The organism is Enterobacter sp. DC4 (genome assembly GCF_000568095.1).
In the GTDB taxonomy this organism is placed as follows: domain Bacteria; phylum Pseudomonadota; class Gammaproteobacteria; order Enterobacterales; family Enterobacteriaceae; genus Enterobacter; species Enterobacter pseudoroggenkampii.
In genome coordinates this window covers 551,607-568,787 of the sequence record NZ_AZUB01000002.1, presented here as the reverse complement: position 1 = coordinate 568,787, position 17,181 = coordinate 551,607, and the positions used below count along the sequence as shown (strand labels likewise).

The window sequence follows — 17,181 nt, the reverse complement described above, 5'->3', positions numbered from 1 at the left end:
TATTTCACCTCTCCTCATGCAGGCGGATCATCGCGTCGCGTGACCATGACGCCATGACCGCCTGCCCCGGCGCAATGCCGCTCAGCGGCGAGGTTTCACTAAGATTAGCCTGGCTCACCAGCAGTTTGGCACCATCGGCGAGCTTTAGCTCCAGACGCGTGGCCGCCCCCTGATACTGAACGGCCTGCACGACGCCCTGAACCTGAACGTCTCCGCCCTCATTAAGGCGAATATGTTCCGGGCGCAGGGAATAGCTGCCTTCCATGCCGCATATTTTCTGCGCAAGGCCCGCATCGAAGACGTTAGAGGTGCCGACAAAACCGGCAACAAACGGCGTGCGCGGACGCATGTAGAGATCGCGCGGGGTATCCACCTGCTCGATGCGCCCGTTATTGAACACCGCCACCCGATCTGACATGGAAAGGGCTTCGCCCTGATCGTGGGTAACAAAAATAAAGGTGATACCAAGTTCCTGCTGAAGCTTCTTCAGCTCAAACTGCATCTGTTCCCGCAGCTTGAGATCGAGCGCCCCTAAAGGCTCGTCCAGCAGCAGGACGCGCGGTTCATTCACCAGCGCGCGGGCAATGGCGACACGCTGACGCTGGCCGCCGGAAAGTTGCGAAGGTTTGCGGGCAACGGCAAAGCTCAGGCCCACTTTTTCCAGGGCATCGCGGGCCTGTGCATGGCGTTTTTTCTTGTCGACGCCTTTGACCATTAGCCCGTAGGCGACATTGTCGAGGATCGACATATGCGGGAACAGCGCGTAGTCCTGAAACACGGTGTTCACATCCCGCTCCCAGGGGGGCAGCTCGCTCGCCTCTTTGCCGAAGATAGAGATCGTGCCGCCTGACAGCTGTTCAAAACCGGCTATCAGGCGCAGGCAGGTGGTTTTGCCGGAGCCCGAAGGCCCCAGCATGGAGAAAAACTCTCCGTCACGAATCGCAATGGTGACCCCATCCACCGCCCGTATGTCGCCGTACAGGCGGGAAACATTATTAAACTCGACCGCGTACGTCATGTTCTGCTCCCGGGCAATTAACGACCGCCCATGATGGCGATGTAATCCTGCGTCCAGCGGCTGTAAGGGACAAATTTGCCGCCTTCTGCGATGGGGGTTTTCCAGAACATGATTTTGTCGAACTCGTTATAACCGTTTGTTTCGCAGCCTTTATCGCCCAGCAGCGTGCTGGCTTTACACCCTTCCGGAACCACGGGCAGGGAACCAAACCATGCTGCCAGATCGCCCTGCACTTTCGGCGTCAGCGACCAGTTCATCCATTTGTAGGCGCACATCGGGTGTTTAGCCTGCGCGTGGAGCATGGTGGTGTCCGCCCAGCCGGTTACCCCCTCTTTCGGGAAGACGGTAGCAATGGGCTGGTTCTCGGCCTTCAGAGCATTCGCCTGATACGGCCAGGCGCTGGAGGCCACGACGCCTTCATTTTTGAAGTCGCTCATCTGGACGGTGGTGTCGTGCCAGTAGCGGTGGATCAGGGCATGCTGGTCGCGAAGCACCTTGAGCACGGCGGCATACTGTGCTTCGGTGAGCTGGTACGGGTCTTTAATACCCAGCTGCGGCTGCGTGGCTTTGACGAACAGCGCCGCATCGGCGATATAAATCGGGCCGTCATACGCCTGTACGCGTCCCTGATTGGTTTTACCGTCCGGCAGATCCTGTTTAGTAAAGACCACGCTCCAGCTGTCCGGCGGCGTCGGGAAGGTTTTGGTGTTGTACATCAGCAGGTTTGGCCCCCACTGGTACGGCGTACCGTAGACCTTGCCCCCGACGTTAAACCATTCTCCTTTCACAATCCGTTCGTCGAGGGTTTTCCAGTTGGGGATGAGGTCGGGGTTAATCGGCTGGACGCGTTTGCCCATGATCAGTCGCAGGGAGGCGTCACCCGAGGCGGTGACCAGATCGTATCCCCCCTTCGCCATCAGGCTGACCATTTCATCCGACGTGGCTGCCGTTTTGACGTTGACCGCACACCCGGTCTCTTTTTCAAACTGGGTGACCCAGTCGTAGTTTTTATCCGTCTGTCCCCGCTCGATGTATCCCGGCCAGGCGATAATATCCAGTCGACCTTCCCCGTCGCCAATGGCCTTGGGGGGTTCTGCGGCTTGCGCTGTCATGATAGTCATGCCGAGCGCACACAGGCTGCTGCGGGCAAAATTTTTGCTCATAAGAGTTACTCCTGTCGCAATGAAATTTAGCGGCAGCCGTGCCGTAAAAATATCTCCCTTATTAAACGTAGACCGCGCAAATGCGCCGCACCGTACGGCTTCAGGAAATTTCATCAAGGTGTGACCGAGGGCGCATTCCCCGTTAACTGGATTATAGACAAGGAGTTAGGCGCGAGAGACGGTATGCAGATTTCCTATGACAGGTCACCGCGAAATATTCGCAGTGCCGTCATCAGGATAAGAATTGATTATTTAAATAACGGAGAAAGGATTATTCAGCATCGTGCTAATTAATTTCCCTAACTGAATGACCGCCTGCTCTTCCCGCTCTCCCCAGGCCCAGGAGGTATTAAAACGAAAGAATGGCGTCCACGCGTCAGAGGTGGAAAACATCTTTCCGGGAGCAATGCTGATGTGGTGCGTTAAGGCCTTTTCGCTCAGCAGCCCCGCATCCAGCTGCGCCGGAAGCTCCAGCCATAAAAAGTAGCCGCTGTCGTTATGGTGGATTTTGACGCCGGCAGGCATATGGCGCAAAAGTGACTGCCAGGCCTGCTGCTTTCGCTCGGCCAGCGTACGCCGCAGGCGGCGCAGGTGAGCGTCGTAGCGTTTGGTCGCCAGGTAATCCACCAGCGCCAGCTGCATGGGAGAACTGGTTGAGAGCGTGCTCATCAGCTGCAGCTGCTGAATGCGCCGCGCGTGTTTACCAGCCGCCACCCAGCCGATGCGAAAACCGGCCACCAGACATTTTGAAAAGGACGAGCAGTGCAGCGTCATGTCCTGACGATCCCACGCTTTCGCCGGGAGCGGCTTATCGCGGCCAAAATAGAGCTCGCTGTAGACATCGTCTTCAATCAGGGGGACATTGTGCTGCGTTAACAGGGCCACAAGCTGCGCTTTTTTCTCCGCGCTCAGCGTGAAGCCAAGCGGGTTCTGGCTGTTGGTCATGATCCAGCAGGCTTTAACCGGGTACTCATTCAGTGCCTGTTCAAGGGCATTCAGGTCAATCCCCTCGCGGACGTCTGTCGCAATCGACAACGCCTTAAGCTTCAGGCGTTCCAGCGCCTGCAGCGCGCCGTAGAAACAGGGGTTTTCGACAATAACCCAGTCACCCGGCTCGGTCACCGCATGCAGGCTAAGATTCAGCGCTTCAAGCGCGCCTGCGGTGATCACGATCTCTTCCGGGGAGATGTTCATCCCCTGCTGCGCGTAACGACGGGCAATGGCGTGGCGGAGATCGACGTTACCCGGCGGCAGGTTCTCAATCACGCTCATCGCCGTCGCGGTTTTACTGACGTTCGCCAGCGAGCGGTTGAGCTGCTGAAGCGGGAAAAGACGGGGATCGGGAAACGCGGAGGCAAAAGGAACAACGGACGGGTCGCGGCTGGCCTGTAAGACGTCGAAGATGTAGGTATTGATATCCACCGCTTCGTCACGCATCACCTGAGCGGGTGGCGCAGGCTGGTGTGCGGTCGGGCGCGAGGCAACGTAATAGCCCGACTGCGGTCTGGCGACAATGCGCCCCTGACTTTCCAGCATCTGATACGCGTGGCCAACGGTCATAAAACTCATGCCGCTGCTTGCCACCTGCTCTCGCAGCGAAGGCAGCTTATCGCCCGGCAGCCATACGCCAAGCTTAATCTGCGAGATAATTTGTTGCGCCAGACGCTGGTATTTTTTCATCAGATTCTCCTTATGACCGACAGTGTATATCAGCAGGAGAAAAAGAGAAGATTTAGCTAACTGTTATAGTCTGCAAGATGAATTACTTACGGTATTCGGTCACGTGGCTCTGAGCGGAATGCGCGGCGGCCAGGTGGTCGAGCGTGATCATCGGCGATTTGCAAAAAATGCATTTCGCGCCAAACGGGTTTTTCTCAGACACGTCAAAGGCTGAGGTACGGTACTGCGAACCATGGCAGCATGGGCAGCGAAAATGGATATAAGAAGTCATAGGATTCTCCTGAAACGTTAAAACGTAAATTACTAATGGGCCGATTGGGCATAATGGTTTTAAACAAAACGAATCGGAATGTAGATAAAGACCCAAGAGAGGCTGCGGAGAGGCACAACGTGATGAGAACTGCTTTATAAAACTACGTCAGATATTTATTTGGACTCAAAACCAGAAGACCATTAACGCACGGCGTTGACGACAAAGCAAGCGGTTTAATGCGGAAAATTCATAAAAAGAATGTTTTTATTCCACTGCCTCAAGGTATATCAGATGGCCAAAGCGTGAAATTTACGCCAACTGTTATGGTTAAAAAACACTTTTCTGCGTCTGATAGTCCGAACGTTGCCCCTATACCATAACAGCACACCGTTTGACATTGAGGCTGTGCATGTTTGGTTTAGATGCTTTTCACCTTGCACGGATACAGTTTGCCTTTACCGTATCCTTTCACATTATTTTCCCGGCCATCACCATTGGTCTCGCAAGCTACCTTGCCGTACTCGAAGGGCTGTGGTTGAAAACTAAAAATCCGGTCTGGCGCTCCCTGTACCATTTCTGGTCGAAGATTTTTGCCGTCAACTTTGGCATGGGCGTGGTCTCCGGGCTGGTGATGGCCTACCAGTTTGGCACCAACTGGAGCGGCTTTTCGCAGTTTGCGGGCAGTATTACCGGCCCGCTGCTGACTTATGAAGTGCTTACCGCCTTCTTCCTCGAAGCCGGATTCCTCGGCGTAATGCTGTTCGGCTGGAACAAAGTCGGGCCGGGACTGCACTTCTTCGCTACCTGCATGGTCGCGCTGGGGACCATCATCTCTACCTTCTGGATCCTCTCCTCGAACAGCTGGATGCAGACACCGCAGGGCTATGAGATCGTCAACGGTCAGGTGGTGCCGGTGGACTGGTTCGCGGTGGTGTTTAACCCCTCCTTCCCTTACCGCCTGCTGCACATGTCGATAGCCGCGTTCCTGAGCAGCGCCCTGTTTGTGGGCGCATCGGCGGCATGGCATCTGCTGCGCGGCAATAATACCCCTGCCATCCGCGCGATGTTTTCGATGGCGCTGTGGATGACGCTGATTGTCGCCCCCATCCAGGCCATGGTTGGCGATATGCACGGGTTGAACACCTTAAAGCACCAGCCCGCCAAGATTGCCGCCATTGAAGGCCACTGGGAAAACCCGCCGGGTGAGCCAACCCCGCTGCTGCTGTTTGGCTGGCCGGATATGGAACAGGAGCGTACCCGCTTTGGGCTGGAGATCCCCGCGCTCGGCAGCCTTATTCTGACGCACAGTCTGGATAAACAGGTACCGGCGCTCAAAGAGTTTCCAAAGGAAGACCGCCCGAACTCCACCATCGTCTTCTGGTCGTTCCGCATTATGGCGGGTCTGGGCATGCTGATGCTGCTGCTTGGGGTGACGGCTCTCTGGCTGCGCTATAAAAAGCGCGTTTATTCTTCCCGACCTTTCCTGTGGTTTGCGCTGCTGATGGGACCAACCGGACTGATTGCCATCCTGGCCGGGTGGATCACCACCGAAGTGGGCCGCCAGCCGTGGGTGGTCTACGGACTCCAGCGAACGAAGGATGCGGTTTCTGCCCATGGCGATTTGCATATGAGCGTGAGCCTGCTGGCCTTCTTCGTCGTCTATACCTCGGTATTCGGCGTGGGTTACAGCTATATGGTGCGCCTCATCCGAAAAGGCCCGCAGCCGCATGAATCTTTCGCCACCGAGTCCGACGGACGTCCGGCGCGCCCGCTTTCTGCCGTCACAACTGAACATAAGGAGCAGCCATAATGGGTATCGATCTTTCCATTATCTGGTTTGTCATCATCGTCTTTGCCACGCTGATGTATATCGTCATGGACGGTTTTGATCTGGGGATCGGCATTCTGTTCCCGGCAACGCAAAACGCCGACGATCGCGACGTGATGGTCAACAGCGTCGCGCCGGTCTGGGACGGAAATGAGACCTGGCTGGTGCTGGGTGGTGCCGCCCTGTTCGGCGCATTCCCGCTGGCCTATGCGGTGATCGTTGATGCCCTGACCATTCCGCTGACATTAATGCTGATCGGACTTATTTTCCGCGGGGTGGCATTTGAGTTTCGCTTTAAGGCCACCCCGGCTCACCGTCCCTTCTGGGATAAGGCGTTTATAGGCGGTTCAATTCTGGCGACGTTTACCCAGGGCGTGACGGTTGGCGCCGTCATTAACGGCTTTACCGTCACCGGTCGGGCCTACACCGGCGGCCCCTTTGACTGGTTTACCGCGTTCAACCTGTTTTGCGGCGCGGGTCTGGTGGTGGCCTACGCGCTGTTAGGCTCAACCTGGCTGGTGATGAAAAGCGAGAACGCGCTGCAGCAGCGGATGCGTGAGGTGTCGAAAACGCTGTTAATCGTGCTGCTGGCATTTATTGCGGCGATCAGCCTCTGGACGCCGCTGGCGCAGCCGGCCATCGCGGCACGCTGGTTTACGCTGCCGAATCTGTTCTATCTGCTGCCGGTCCCCGCCCTGGTGGTGATGTTTAGCCTGTACCAGTGGCGCTGCCTGAATAATCCCGGCAGCCATAGCCGTCCGTTTATCCTGACGTTGGGGCTGATATTCCTTGGCTTTAGCGGGCTTGGGATCAGCATCTGGCCGCATATTATTCCACCGTCGATCACCCTGTGGCAGGCCGCCGCACCGACGCAAAGCCAGGGCTTTATGCTGGTGGGCGCGCTGTTGATCATTCCCGTTATTCTGGTCTACACCTTCTGGAGCTACTACGTATTTCGCGGCAAAGTTCAGCATGGGGAGGGTTATCACTGATGCAACAACCGGTCTGGAAAAGATTACTGTGGCTGGCCATTATCTGGGGCGGCAGCGTACTGGCGCTGGCTGCTGTCAGTATGCTCTTCCGTATGTTGATGACGGCGGCAGGGTTTAAATCGCATTAACGTCATTCCGGGCAACCGCTGCGTTGCCCGGTACTTCCCCCCGCACTTTCAGATAAACCCCATTAACGCACGGCAGAGTATCGTTACACTGGAAAAAGATTCACAGTATTTATAGTTTGAGAAGAAAAATGAAAAAGCTCATTGCGTTAAGCGTTATTAGTCTTGTCCTTACCGGCTGCGTTAATCCGGGTAAAGCCTCCGTTCAGCCGGAGCAACTTCAGAACCATCGCTTTGTGCTGGAAAATGTAAACGGTAAGGCCGTCAAGAGCGCGACAACGCAGCCTGAGATCGCTTTTAGCGCGCTGCCAGATATCAGCCTGGTTAATAACATCAGCATTTCTGGCCAGATGTGTAACCGCTTCAACGGCCAGGGGAAATTGTCCGAAGGCGAGCTTAAGGTTAAAACGCTGGCCATGACGCGCAAGCTTTGTACTGAACCGCAGCTGAATGAGCTGGATCAGGCCATCGGCGACATGCTGCGCAAAGGGGCGCAGGTCGACCTGACTGAGGACCAGTTAACGCTGGCGACAGCCGATAAAACGCTGATGTTTAAGCGTGCAGAATAATCAGTAGTTACCGCAGCTTCCCACGGCAAGCGACTGTTCGCTACAGCGTTTGCCGTTTGGCAAGGCGCACATCCCAATAGCAGAACCATCCAGCTGGCGGGCGACGGACAGCGAACCGCCAATCATCGCGCAGTTGGCCTGACCCGAGCTGGACATTGCCGCTTTCATTCCCGGCGCCACGTGGGCTGCCGTTGCCTGCTGAACGGGCTCACTGCTACATGCCGACAACAATAATGCGGCACACCCTAACCAAAATGCTGAGCGCATGCTCTCTCCCCCATGAATAAAGCGAAACCTATGCATAATAGGCATCACATCCCGTGTCGTCGAGAGCGAAAGTGCGTATTTATGCGCTTCAGAAACAATTTCTCGCAATTTTTTCGCCAAAAGTTTGATCTACTCATTGATGACGAGAATACCGAGGACACAAAAGCGAAAATCGTAAAATCACCCATTTGCTAGAATACACAGATAATATTCAGGGTTTGTTGCCGTAATACAGACCCCTATTTTTTGCGCAATGTAAGGGTGTTGTCCTATGCAAACTATTGACGGTAATGGTGCAGTTGCCTCAGTCGCGTTTCGCACCAGTGAAGTTATCGCCATCTACCCAATTACGCCAAGTTCTACCATGGCTGAGCAGGCGGATGCCTGGGCGGGTAACGGGTTAAAAAACGTCTGGGGCGATGTCCCGCGAGTGGTTGAAATGCAGTCGGAAGCCGGTGCGATTGCCACGGTGCACGGCGCGCTTCAGACCGGCGCGCTTTCCACGTCGTTTACCTCTTCTCAGGGATTGTTGTTAATGATCCCGACGCTGTACAAACTCGCCGGGCAACTGACCCCCTTCGTTCTGCACGTCGCGGCGCGTACCGTTGCCACCCACGCGCTCTCTATCTTTGGCGATCACTCTGACGTGATGGCCGTACGCCAGACCGGCTGCGCGATGCTGTGCGCCAGCAGCGTTCAGGAAGCTCAGGACTTTGCCTTAATTTCGCATATTGCCACGCTCAAAAGCCGCGTGCCGTTTATTCACTTCTTTGATGGTTTCCGCACCTCTCACGAAATCAATAAAATCGTCCCGCTGGCCGACGATACTATCCTGAATCTGCTTCCGCAGACAGACATCGACGCGCATCGCGCCCGGGCCCTTAACCCTGAACACCCGGTTATTCGCGGCACATCGGCGAACCCCGATACCTATTTCCAGTCCCGCGAGGCCACGAACCCGTGGTACAACGCGGTTTACGACCATATTGAACAGGCGATGAATGACTTTGCCGCCGCGACCGGCCGGGAATACAAACCCTTTGAGTACTACGGCCATCCGCAGGCGGAACGGATCATTGTGTTGATGGGCTCGGCCATTGGCACCTGCGAGGAAGTTGTTGATGAGCTGCTGACGCGCGGCGAAAAAGTTGGCGTGCTTAAAGTACGTCTCTATCGTCCGTTCTCGGCGAAACATCTGCTCTCTGCGCTGCCGGAGACCGCGCGTACCGTTGCGGTGCTCGATCGCACCAAGGAGCCGGGCGCCCAGGCGGAACCGCTGTATTTGGATGTGATGACTGCTCTGGCCGAGGCCTTTAATCACGGCGAACGTGAAACGCTGCCGCGCGTGATCGGGGGTCGCTATGGGTTATCGTCCAAGGAGTTTGGTCCAGACTGCGTGCTGGCGGTATTCAATGAGCTCAGCGAAGCGAAGCCCAAACCGCGCTTTACTGTCGGCATTTATGATGATGTGACGAATCTGTCCCTGTCGTTGCCGGAAAACACCCTGCCCTCAACCGCCAAACTTGAGGCGCTGTTCTATGGTCTGGGCAGCGACGGCAGCGTCTCCGCAACCAAAAACAACATCAAAATCATCGGCAACTCCACGCCGTGGTACGCCCAGGGGTACTTCGTCTATGACTCCAAGAAAGCCGGCGGTTTGACCGTTTCCCACCTGCGCGTGAGCGAACAGCCCATCCGCTCTGCGTATCTTATTTCTCAGGCTGATTTTGTTGGCTGTCACCAGCTGCAGTTTATCGATAAATACCAGATGGCCGAGCGCCTGAAGCCCGGCGGTATTTTCCTCCTGAATACGCCATACAGCGCGGACGAAGTCTGGGCGCGCCTGCCGCAGGAAGTGCAGGCGGTGCTGAACCAGAAAAAAGCCCGTTTCTATGTGGTTAACGCCGCAAAAATTGCCCGCGAATGTGGCCTTGCTGCACGTATTAATACCGTAATGCAGATGGCCTTCTTCCATCTGACCAATATCCTGCCGGGCGACAGCGCGCTGGTAGAACTGCAGGGTGCGATTGCCAAAAGCTATAGTAGCAAGGGCCAGGAGCTGGTCGAACGTAACTGGCAGGCGCTGGCGCTGGCGCGCGAGTCGCTGTTCGAAGTCCCGCTGCAGCCGATCAATGCCGCAAGCCCGAACCGCCCTCCGGTCGTGTCCGATGCGGCGCCTGATTTCGTGAAGACCGTGACGGCGGCGATGCTGGCCGGGCTGGGTGATGCCCTGCCCGTCTCTGCGCTGCCGCCGGATGGCACCTGGCCGATGGGCACCACCCGCTGGGAAAAACGTAACATCGCCGAAGCGATCCCCATCTGGAAAGAAGAACTGTGTACCCAGTGCAACCACTGCGTGGCGGCCTGCCCGCACTCTGCCATTCGTGCCAAGGTGGTTGCACCGGAAGAGATGGAAACTGCACCAGCCAGCCTGCATTCGCTGGATGTGAAATCCCGCGATATGCGCGGACAGAAATATGTTCTGCAGGTCGCGCCGGAAGACTGCACCGGCTGTAACCTCTGCGTCGAGGTCTGTCCGGCGAAAGACAGGCAGGATCCGGAGATTAAAGCCATCAATATGATGTCGCGTCTGGAGCACGTTGAAGAGGAGAAGGTCAATTATGACTTCTTCCTGAATCTGCCGGAAATCGATCGTAGCAAACTGGAACGCATTGATATTCGTACGTCACAGCTGATTACGCCGCTGTTTGAGTATTCCGGAGCCTGTTCCGGCTGTGGTGAGACGCCGTATATCAAGCTGCTTACCCAGCTGTACGGTGACCGCATGCTGATCGCCAACGCTACCGGCTGTTCGTCTATCTATGGCGGTAACCTGCCCTCCACACCGTACACTACTGACGCCAACGGTCGCGGTCCCGCGTGGGCAAACTCGCTATTCGAGGATAACGCCGAATTCGGTCTGGGCTTCCGCCTGACCGTTGACCAGCACCGCGCACGCGTGATGCGCCTGCTGGAGCAGTTTGCCGGGCAGATCCCTGCTGAGCTTAATGACGCGCTTCATGCGGACGCGACGCCTGAAGAACGGCGTGAGCAGGTTGCTGAGCTGCGTCGCGCGCTTCAGGGCGTGGCGGGCGCTGAACAGCTGCTGACCGACGCTGACGCCCTGGTCGAAAAATCGATCTGGCTGATCGGTGGCGACGGCTGGGCTTACGATATCGGTTTTGGCGGACTGGATCATGTGTTGAGCCTGACCGAAAACGTCAATATCCTGGTTCTGGATACACAGTGTTATTCCAATACCGGTGGCCAGGCGTCGAAAGCCACACCGTTAGGCGCTGTGACGAAATTCGGTGAACACGGTAAACGCAAGGCGCGCAAAGATCTCGGTGTGAGCATGATGATGTACGGTCACGTTTACGTCGCGCAAATCTCGCTGGGTGCCCAGCTTAACCAGACGGTAAAAGCCATCCAGGAAGCGGAAGCGTATCCTGGCCCGTCGCTGATCATTGCCTACAGCCCGTGTGAAGAACACGGCTACGATCTGGCACTCAGCCACGACCAGATGCGTCAGCTGACCGCGACCGGCTTCTGGCCGCTGTACCGGTTCGACCCGCGCCGTGCGGACGAGGGTAAGTTACCGCTGGCGCTGGATTCACGTCCGCCGTCAGATGCCCTGGCCGAGACGTTGATGCAGGAACAACGCTTCCGTCGCCTTAACGCGCAGCAGCCGGAAGTGGCCGAACAGCTCTGGAAAGACGCCGCGGCCGATCTGCAAAAACGTTATGATTTCCTGGCGCAGCTGGCGGGTAAAGCCGAAAAATCGACCAGCGACTAGTTTCTCAGCCCGGCGTGTCCGGGCTTTTTTTTGCCATAAAAAAACCCGGTGTATTCACACCGGGCGGATCCAGATAATCAATAAATATCTATTTAGTTTCCTAAATATTATTCACGCGAATTATGGATAAATAATCTTAAAGGCATATAACGCCGCCAAGAATAGCTTAATTAACGCCTGATTAATAATTTTAATTTATTATGTTTTGCATTAAAACATTCATCAAACAGATGACTATTACCATTGATTTATTCGGTTTAGATTTTACTTAGTTCGTAACAATTATAATTTATTACTCTTACTCAGGAGTGATTTAGCATGAGACAACTTTCTCATTCAGGAAGTTCAACAGGTAATTAAATAAAAACAACTGCAAAGGAATATCACAATGCAAAGAAAAGTACTGGCCCTGATGATTCCGGCTCTGTTAATGGCTGGCGCAACTCATGCAGCAGAGATTTATAATAAAGACGGCAACAAATTAGATCTGTACGGAAAAGTAGATGGTCTGCACTATTTCTCCGATGATAAAGGCGCTGACGGGGATCAAACCTATATGCGTCTGGGCTTCAAAGGCGAAACCCAGATCAACGACATGATGACCGGCTACGCACAGTGGGAATACAACATTCAGGCCAATAACACCGAAGGGTCTGATAACCAGTCCTGGACGCGTCTGGCCTTCGCTGGTGTGAAGGTGGGCGACTACGGTTCCTTCGATTACGGTCGTAACTATGGCGTGCTGTACGACGTGGAAGGCTGGACCGATATGCTGCCTGAGTTCGGCGGTGACTCCTACACCAAAGCCGACAACTTCATGACCGGCCGTGCCAACGGCGTGGCCACCTACCGTAACACCGACTTCTATGGTCTGGTGCAGGGTCTGAACTTTGCGCTGCAGTATCAGGGCAAAAATGAAGACGCCAGCAACAACCAGGAAGGCACCAACAACGGTCGCGACACGCGTCACGAGAACGGCGACGGCTTCGGTATCTCTACTACCTATGACTTCGGCATGGGCATTACCGCAGGTGCAGCCTACACCTCTTCTGACCGTACCAACGAGCAGGTGATGAATACCACAGCGGGCGGCGACAAAGCGGATGCATGGACTGCGGGCCTGAAATATGACGCCAATAACATCTACCTGGCGGCAATGTATTCTGAAACCCGCAATATGACGCCGTACGGTGATAACACCGACGCCGTGGCGAACAAAACCCAGAACTTCGAAGTGACCGCGCAGTACCAGTTCGACTTCGGCCTGCGTCCGACCCTTTCATACCTCCAGTCTAAAGGTAAGGATCTGGGCAACGGTCAGGGCGATCAGGATCTGGTTAAATACGCTGACGTAGGCGCGACCTACTACTTCAATAAAAACATGTCCACCTACGTTGATTACAAAATTAACCTGCTGGATGAAGATGACAGCTTCTATAAAAACAACGGCATCGGCACGGATGATGTCGTCGCGTTAGGTCTGGTTTACCAGTTCTGATTGCCAGAGCCCGCATTATGATGCGGGCTCGATTTTTTTGAAGTCCGTCACAAAAGACAGTTTCAGAAAAGGGTTGGTTGAAGGTAAGTTGAAAGAAAACGGGTTAAACTCAGGTGATAGCCCTTTCGTCACTAAGGATAACAGCGTTGTTTGGTCGTGTATCCCTTGCCGTACTTGCCCTTTTAGCCTTGCTGTGGATGGCGTTAATTTTTGATTTTGCTGATATTGTCGGGCATCTCGGCGCTGTGTTAACCCACCTGGATGGCGGTTAACAGGTTTTCCTGGAAAATAAAAAGCCACCAGCAGTGCCGGTGGCGGATAAACGCACAGGTCGCGTTATTTTTTCACCGGTTGAGGCTTTTTATCACCTGATTCAGGCGCCTCTCGCGGATCGTCTTTTTCAACACAGAGCATAGTCTCTCCTGTTTCAGATAACCACCCTCCACTATAGCCAGGCTGATTAAAGAATGGCCAGGCGGCAATTACGCCTCAACTGTCCCTTTCTTGCGAAAAGAGAGATAGCCAAACACCCCGCTGTCTCCATCCGAGGGATGGTTTACCCCGTCCATTACCTTCACCTCAGAGAAATCGAACGGTGAGACGTTTTCAAAGCAGGCAACATTCACGCCGTATTCGTTTGGATTGGAACGCCGCTGATGGAACGTGTAGATCCCGCACACCGAGCAGAAGAAGTGCCGTGCCGTTCCCGTGTTAAAACGGTACTCCGTGAGCTTATCCTCACCTTTTGTCACGGTAATCCCTGACAGCGGCGCAGAGACGACGACCGCACCCCGCATGCGACAAAAAGAACAGCTGCAGCGCCGCGCGGTATTCAGGCCATCCGTGAGCGCAACGGTAAAGGCCACCGCACCGCAATGGCACTGCGCATTACGACATTCAGCCATAGGCTATACCCCTTTTCTCACCAGCTCGGCGGCTTTCACGAAAACCTCGTCTTCTACACCATCGCCTTTTTGCCTGCCCAGCCTGACCAGCTCATCGACAATACTGTTGCGATGGATCGGTTTCTGCGCTGAAACCAGCCCAATGACGGCGGCCCCAATCGCCAGCCCCACTAATCCGGTTTGTTCATCTTTGTTTTTCATATTCATGCTCCTGGTACAAGAGACAAGCGTAGCAGGAATACGGTAAAACGGAATGCCGGGCACATGCTCTGTGAATATTATTTAAACAGTTCAGGCAGGTACGACTTCTAAAATCGACAGATACGAACGGGTGTCTATTATTTTGTTCAACTTCAGATTGGTCTGTTCAAACAAGGCCTGATACTCAGACTCTGTTCGTGCCCGCCCTCCATCAAAACTTGTTAACAGAAGAAGGTCAATTTCAAATCGTCCCTGTTCATTATTTTCTTTTTTAATAAGCGGCTCAAAAATTAATAGCCGGGAGTTTTCTTTCATAGCCTTTCTGCAGCATTGAAGTATCTGAATGGCCTTCTCATCAGGCCAGTCCATCAAAATATATTTAAGCAGGTAAATGTCCGCTACAGGACAGGCTTCAAAAAAGCTACCCTCAACGGTCTTCCATCGACGATTATCCTTTAACAGGTGCAGTCGATTCCGCTCAAGCACGTCTTTTTGATCGAAGAGGATCCCCGTTAAGGTCGGATTTCGACGTAAAACGGCCAACAATAAGTTACCCAGCCCACCGGCGATATCAGCAACGACAGCGTTTTGAGGGAACGAATAGCTATCTGCGATGACTTCATTCTCTACGGATGACATAGAGGCCATACCCGCATGAAAAATGTTGCTGTCAGTCATCGTGTCATCATGCTGCCAGTAGTCGTAAAAAGGCTTGCCAAACAAATCATTAAAAACAGGTTTGCCTTGTAATATTTCATCCATTTTAGCCGCTGGCTGCCAGAATGTTGGGTCTGTCAGCATGAGCACCGCCGCACGCAAGGAAAATTCATGCTCAGAACAGAGGAATTGTGCTGAATGGCTAAGACTGTATTCAGCTTCAGATAATTCGTTGAACACCCCGCGAGAGGACAATAAGCGCATGATCCGATGAAGATAGTCGCCATCGACACTAAGCTCCTCCGCCAGTTGCGTAACGGATTTTTTTCCTTCAACCAGACGATCTGCGACCCCTAATACCGCGACCACCCGAAGTGCTGCCTGCCAGACAAAACCCATGCTTTGCTCTAACAGACACATCCCCTCTTTACGGCTTAGTAAATCCAGACTATTACGTTGCGACATTTTCTGCTCCTTACCAGTAAAGATGTGCTGAACAACTAAAACGCCGCTAGCAAGCGTAAGTCTGGTAGTGAGCTTTATCCATAATGTCAGAAAGGATTATTTGTGCGGTTTCGTACCGTTTAGCATACAGTCCATTTCAATACGTAAAAAAACAGGGCCACTTACTCCTTATTTTGATTAATAACACCACGACACTATTATTTCATAAATGATTACCATGATAAAAATGCCTGTCGTGAGACAGACATTTCATCGTTAGAATCTCGGTGCCAGCCCGTATTTTGGCGTTTTGATATTTGCCGCCCAAATTTTGATATCGTTTTGCAGGAGAATAGTGAAATCAGATTTCAGATGCGTCACCATGCCATTGACGCTGTCCGCATCAACCACTGAAAAATGTTCAATTCTGTTCTGCCCTATCTGCACACAGTTATATTTGGCGGGCAGGACTTTACCATTCACATTTAGCGGAAGGTTATTATCACCACAGCGGCCTTCAGTAATATATGACACCAGCAAGTTAGCGGATTTTCGCCCTGGCTGAGAAACACTCACCATGACGGGAAAGCCTTCCGAGGTTTGTGTCATATCATAAAGGACCGCATTTTTGATATACCAGGTATTATATTCCCGTTCCTGAAAAGCAGACCAGGAAGGCGCAGAAAAGACAGACAGCACTGCCAGTATAATAGAATTTATTTTCATGGGATGTTGTCTTCCTTGTTGTTGCACGTATTATTCAGATTGTGCAAAAAACAGCAACCACTTAAGAATAGTCCTACTACTATTGGCAGTGATGGAGGATTAATTAACGACGTGCGCTGCGCCCCATTTCTTCGTTCCGGACGTTTACCCGCGTTATTTATCCCGATTCATCGTTCGAATCGCTTCCAGACCGACACGCTGTCCAAATGACAGCTCTAACGTATTTCCATCGGGATCGGCAAAAAAGACATAGTAGCCGACGGGATCGCCTACGTTCTCAGGCGCTTTCCTTAGCACGCCTTCAGCGGTGGCCATCGCGGTTTTTCTGTCAATTTCTTCGCGGGTCGCGCAGGCAATACCCAGATGCCCGAAGCTACCCAGCGGCGTATCGGTCACGGTATCGGCCTGTACAAGAACCAGTGCAAAAGGACGAGTATGGTCGCTAAGCCATGCCACTTTTCTTGCATCAGGCATATCGGGTTCACGCAAATGAATGACCTCCATACCTGCATAGCGACGATAGAAGGCAATACTCTTTTCCAGGTCTCTGACCATAAACGCGACATGAGTGAAACCTACATCAATCTCTTTCATTTTAAGATGTTACTCCCTTATCAATGTGGTGCTGGCATCTTAAAAGCTCAAGTTAACTTGATATCAATACGTTCATAAAGAAGAAACAGGAGAGAAATGGTAAAGCACCGCCATCATGCCGATGCTGACCACGACGCTTAAGAAAAAGTAGGTTTTGAAGGGCTGCTTTTGGGTTTTATGGCGAAAAAGCTGCTGGCCCACAATGGCGCCAGGCCAACCTCCTGTCACGCCAAATACCAGCAACGTAGCTTCCGGTACCCTGCGCATCTCTTTACGCGCCGCCATTTTATCAGCGCCATACAGAGCCAACGTCAGCACATTGATCAGCAGAAACCACATCACCACAGGATTCGAGGCCAGAAAGCTACCGATCGCAGCAAAGATCAGGAGTAAGTAACAAAAGCGATTGAGGGTCATAGCACAAGCCACCGGGTTGTTGAGCGGTTTTGGAAGAGGGAGTATACG

19 protein-coding genes are annotated in these 17,181 nt (G+C 53.4%); 7 read left to right on the top strand and 12 right to left on the bottom strand.

Going from position 1 to position 17,181, the window contains the following annotated elements:
- Positions 1–4: 4 nt before the first annotated feature.
- From P349_RS15610 to ymcF, 4 genes are all read right to left on the bottom strand, one after another.
- Entirely contained in the window at positions 5–1,018 is a 1,014-nt protein-coding gene (locus tag P349_RS15610; protein WP_032647484.1) for an ABC transporter ATP-binding protein, read from the bottom strand.
- 17 nt (positions 1,019–1,035) lie between these two features.
- Complete coding sequence (ydcS, locus tag P349_RS15615; RefSeq protein ID WP_024907240.1) at positions 1,036–2,181, bottom strand: putative ABC transporter substrate-binding protein YdcS; 1,146 nt, start codon at positions 2,179–2,181, stop codon at positions 1,036–1,038.
- A gap of 252 nt (positions 2,182–2,433) precedes the next feature.
- Entirely contained in the window at positions 2,434–3,861 is a 1,428-nt protein-coding gene (locus tag P349_RS15620) for an aminotransferase-like domain-containing protein (protein ID WP_032647486.1), read from the bottom strand.
- Positions 3,862–3,943: 82 nt separating this feature from the next.
- Positions 3,944–4,132 carry a cold shock small protein YmcF gene (gene ymcF / locus P349_RS15625; protein ID WP_032645155.1) on the bottom strand — a complete coding sequence of 63 codons (189 nt, stop codon included), beginning with the start codon at positions 4,130–4,132 and terminating at the stop codon, positions 3,944–3,946.
- A 391-nt stretch (positions 4,133–4,523) separates the two neighbouring features.
- Between ymcF and P349_RS15630 the strand changes: the two genes are divergently transcribed.
- From P349_RS15630 to hslJ, 4 genes are all read left to right on the top strand, one after another.
- The gene (locus P349_RS15630; protein ID WP_032647488.1) at positions 4,524–5,924 is read left to right on the top strand and encodes a cytochrome ubiquinol oxidase subunit I; all 1,401 of its coding nucleotides are present in this window, start codon (positions 4,524–4,526) and stop codon (positions 5,922–5,924) included.
- Entirely contained in the window at positions 5,924–6,934 is a 1,011-nt protein-coding gene (gene cydB, locus P349_RS15635; RefSeq protein WP_032647490.1) for a cytochrome d ubiquinol oxidase subunit II, read from the top strand. The genes P349_RS15630 and cydB overlap by 1 nt, the downstream gene beginning before the upstream one ends.
- The gene (locus P349_RS15640) at positions 6,934–7,062 is read left to right on the top strand and encodes a DUF2474 domain-containing protein (protein WP_008501283.1); all 129 of its coding nucleotides are present in this window, start codon (positions 6,934–6,936) and stop codon (positions 7,060–7,062) included. The genes cydB and P349_RS15640 overlap by 1 nt, the downstream gene beginning before the upstream one ends.
- Before the next feature lie 128 nt (positions 7,063–7,190).
- On the top strand, positions 7,191–7,628 hold the full coding sequence (hslJ, locus tag P349_RS15645) for a heat shock protein HslJ (RefSeq protein WP_032647491.1): 438 nt from the start codon (positions 7,191–7,193) through the stop codon (positions 7,626–7,628).
- On the opposite strand, the gene P349_RS15650 is transcribed toward hslJ, so the two are convergent.
- Positions 7,629–7,895 carry a putative hemolysin gene (locus P349_RS15650; protein WP_024907232.1) on the bottom strand — a complete coding sequence of 89 codons (267 nt, stop codon included), beginning with the start codon at positions 7,893–7,895 and terminating at the stop codon, positions 7,629–7,631.
- A 271-nt stretch (positions 7,896–8,166) separates the two neighbouring features.
- Between P349_RS15650 and nifJ the strand changes: the two genes are divergently transcribed.
- The 3 genes from nifJ to P349_RS26945 all read left to right on the top strand — a co-directional run bounded on the left by nifJ (position 8,167) and on the right by P349_RS26945 (position 13,461).
- Entirely contained in the window at positions 8,167–11,691 is a 3,525-nt protein-coding gene (nifJ, locus tag P349_RS15655) for a pyruvate:ferredoxin (flavodoxin) oxidoreductase (protein WP_032647493.1), read from the top strand.
- Between the two features lie 388 nt (positions 11,692–12,079).
- Positions 12,080–13,189: a porin OmpC gene (ompC, locus tag P349_RS15660; RefSeq protein ID WP_032647495.1), complete on the top strand. Its 1,110-nt coding sequence runs from the start codon at positions 12,080–12,082 to the stop codon at positions 13,187–13,189.
- Between the two features lie 146 nt (positions 13,190–13,335).
- The gene (locus P349_RS26945) at positions 13,336–13,461 is read left to right on the top strand and encodes a hypothetical protein (protein WP_265589641.1); all 126 of its coding nucleotides are present in this window, start codon (positions 13,336–13,338) and stop codon (positions 13,459–13,461) included.
- Positions 13,462–13,525: 64 nt separating this feature from the next.
- On the opposite strand, the gene P349_RS26785 is transcribed toward P349_RS26945, so the two are convergent.
- The 7 genes from P349_RS26785 to P349_RS15690 form a co-directional block, all read right to left on the bottom strand.
- Complete coding sequence (locus tag P349_RS26785; protein WP_223239581.1) at positions 13,526–13,603, bottom strand: hypothetical protein; 78 nt, start codon at positions 13,601–13,603, stop codon at positions 13,526–13,528.
- Between the two features lie 68 nt (positions 13,604–13,671).
- A complete protein-coding gene (locus P349_RS15665; RefSeq protein ID WP_032647497.1) occupies positions 13,672–14,094 on the bottom strand; it encodes a GFA family protein in 423 nt (140 codons plus the stop codon).
- A 3-nt stretch (positions 14,095–14,097) separates the two neighbouring features.
- Positions 14,098–14,295: a hypothetical protein gene (locus P349_RS15670; protein WP_023312007.1), complete on the bottom strand. Its 198-nt coding sequence runs from the start codon at positions 14,293–14,295 to the stop codon at positions 14,098–14,100.
- A gap of 90 nt (positions 14,296–14,385) precedes the next feature.
- Positions 14,386–15,417: a methyltransferase gene (locus tag P349_RS15675; RefSeq protein ID WP_050597485.1), complete on the bottom strand. Its 1,032-nt coding sequence runs from the start codon at positions 15,415–15,417 to the stop codon at positions 14,386–14,388.
- Between the two features lie 255 nt (positions 15,418–15,672).
- A complete protein-coding gene (locus tag P349_RS15680) occupies positions 15,673–16,122 on the bottom strand; it encodes a hypothetical protein (RefSeq protein WP_032647499.1) in 450 nt (149 codons plus the stop codon).
- A 153-nt stretch (positions 16,123–16,275) separates the two neighbouring features.
- On the bottom strand, positions 16,276–16,716 hold the full coding sequence (locus tag P349_RS15685) for a VOC family protein (RefSeq protein WP_024907226.1): 441 nt from the start codon (positions 16,714–16,716) through the stop codon (positions 16,276–16,278).
- Between the two features lie 72 nt (positions 16,717–16,788).
- Positions 16,789–17,133 (bottom strand): DUF1294 domain-containing protein, encoded by a 345-nt coding sequence (locus tag P349_RS15690; RefSeq protein WP_032647501.1) that lies wholly within the window; start codon positions 17,131–17,133, stop codon positions 16,789–16,791.
- Positions 17,134–17,181: the final 48 nt, after the last annotated feature.

Bases quoted from the DNA above. Each gene is read 5' to 3' on its own strand.
- P349_RS15640 (WP_008501283.1), top strand. From the start codon at position 6,934: ATGCAACAACCGGTCTGGAAAAGATTACTGTGGCTGGCCATTATCTGG.
- P349_RS15630 (WP_032647488.1), top strand. From the start codon at position 4,524: ATGTTTGGTTTAGATGCTTTTCACCTTGCACGGATACAGTTTGCCTTT.
- P349_RS15670 (WP_023312007.1), bottom strand. From the start codon at position 14,295: ATGAAAAACAAAGATGAACAAACCGGATTAGTGGGGCTGGCGATTGGG.
- P349_RS15675 (WP_050597485.1), bottom strand. From the start codon at position 15,417: ATGTCGCAACGTAATAGTCTGGATTTACTAAGCCGTAAAGAGGGGATG.
- cydB (WP_032647490.1), top strand. From the start codon at position 5,924: ATGGGTATCGATCTTTCCATTATCTGGTTTGTCATCATCGTCTTTGCC.
- ompC (WP_032647495.1), top strand. From the start codon at position 12,080: ATGCAAAGAAAAGTACTGGCCCTGATGATTCCGGCTCTGTTAATGGCT.
- P349_RS15685 (WP_024907226.1), bottom strand. From the start codon at position 16,716: ATGAAAGAGATTGATGTAGGTTTCACTCATGTCGCGTTTATGGTCAGA.
- ydcS (WP_024907240.1), bottom strand. From the start codon at position 2,181: ATGAGCAAAAATTTTGCCCGCAGCAGCCTGTGTGCGCTCGGCATGACT.
- hslJ (WP_032647491.1), top strand. From the start codon at position 7,191: ATGAAAAAGCTCATTGCGTTAAGCGTTATTAGTCTTGTCCTTACCGGC.
- ymcF (WP_032645155.1), bottom strand. From the start codon at position 4,132: ATGACTTCTTATATCCATTTTCGCTGCCCATGCTGCCATGGTTCGCAG.
- P349_RS15680 (WP_032647499.1), bottom strand. From the start codon at position 16,122: ATGAAAATAAATTCTATTATACTGGCAGTGCTGTCTGTCTTTTCTGCG.
- P349_RS26785 (WP_223239581.1), bottom strand. From the start codon at position 13,603: ATGCTCTGTGTTGAAAAAGACGATCCGCGAGAGGCGCCTGAATCAGGT.
- nifJ (WP_032647493.1), top strand. From the start codon at position 8,167: ATGCAAACTATTGACGGTAATGGTGCAGTTGCCTCAGTCGCGTTTCGC.
- P349_RS15620 (WP_032647486.1), bottom strand. From the start codon at position 3,861: ATGAAAAAATACCAGCGTCTGGCGCAACAAATTATCTCGCAGATTAAG.
- P349_RS15690 (WP_032647501.1), bottom strand. From the start codon at position 17,133: ATGACCCTCAATCGCTTTTGTTACTTACTCCTGATCTTTGCTGCGATC.
- P349_RS15665 (WP_032647497.1), bottom strand. From the start codon at position 14,094: ATGGCTGAATGTCGTAATGCGCAGTGCCATTGCGGTGCGGTGGCCTTT.
- P349_RS15650 (WP_024907232.1), bottom strand. From the start codon at position 7,895: ATGCGCTCAGCATTTTGGTTAGGGTGTGCCGCATTATTGTTGTCGGCA.
- P349_RS15610 (WP_032647484.1), bottom strand. From the start codon at position 1,018: ATGACGTACGCGGTCGAGTTTAATAATGTTTCCCGCCTGTACGGCGAC.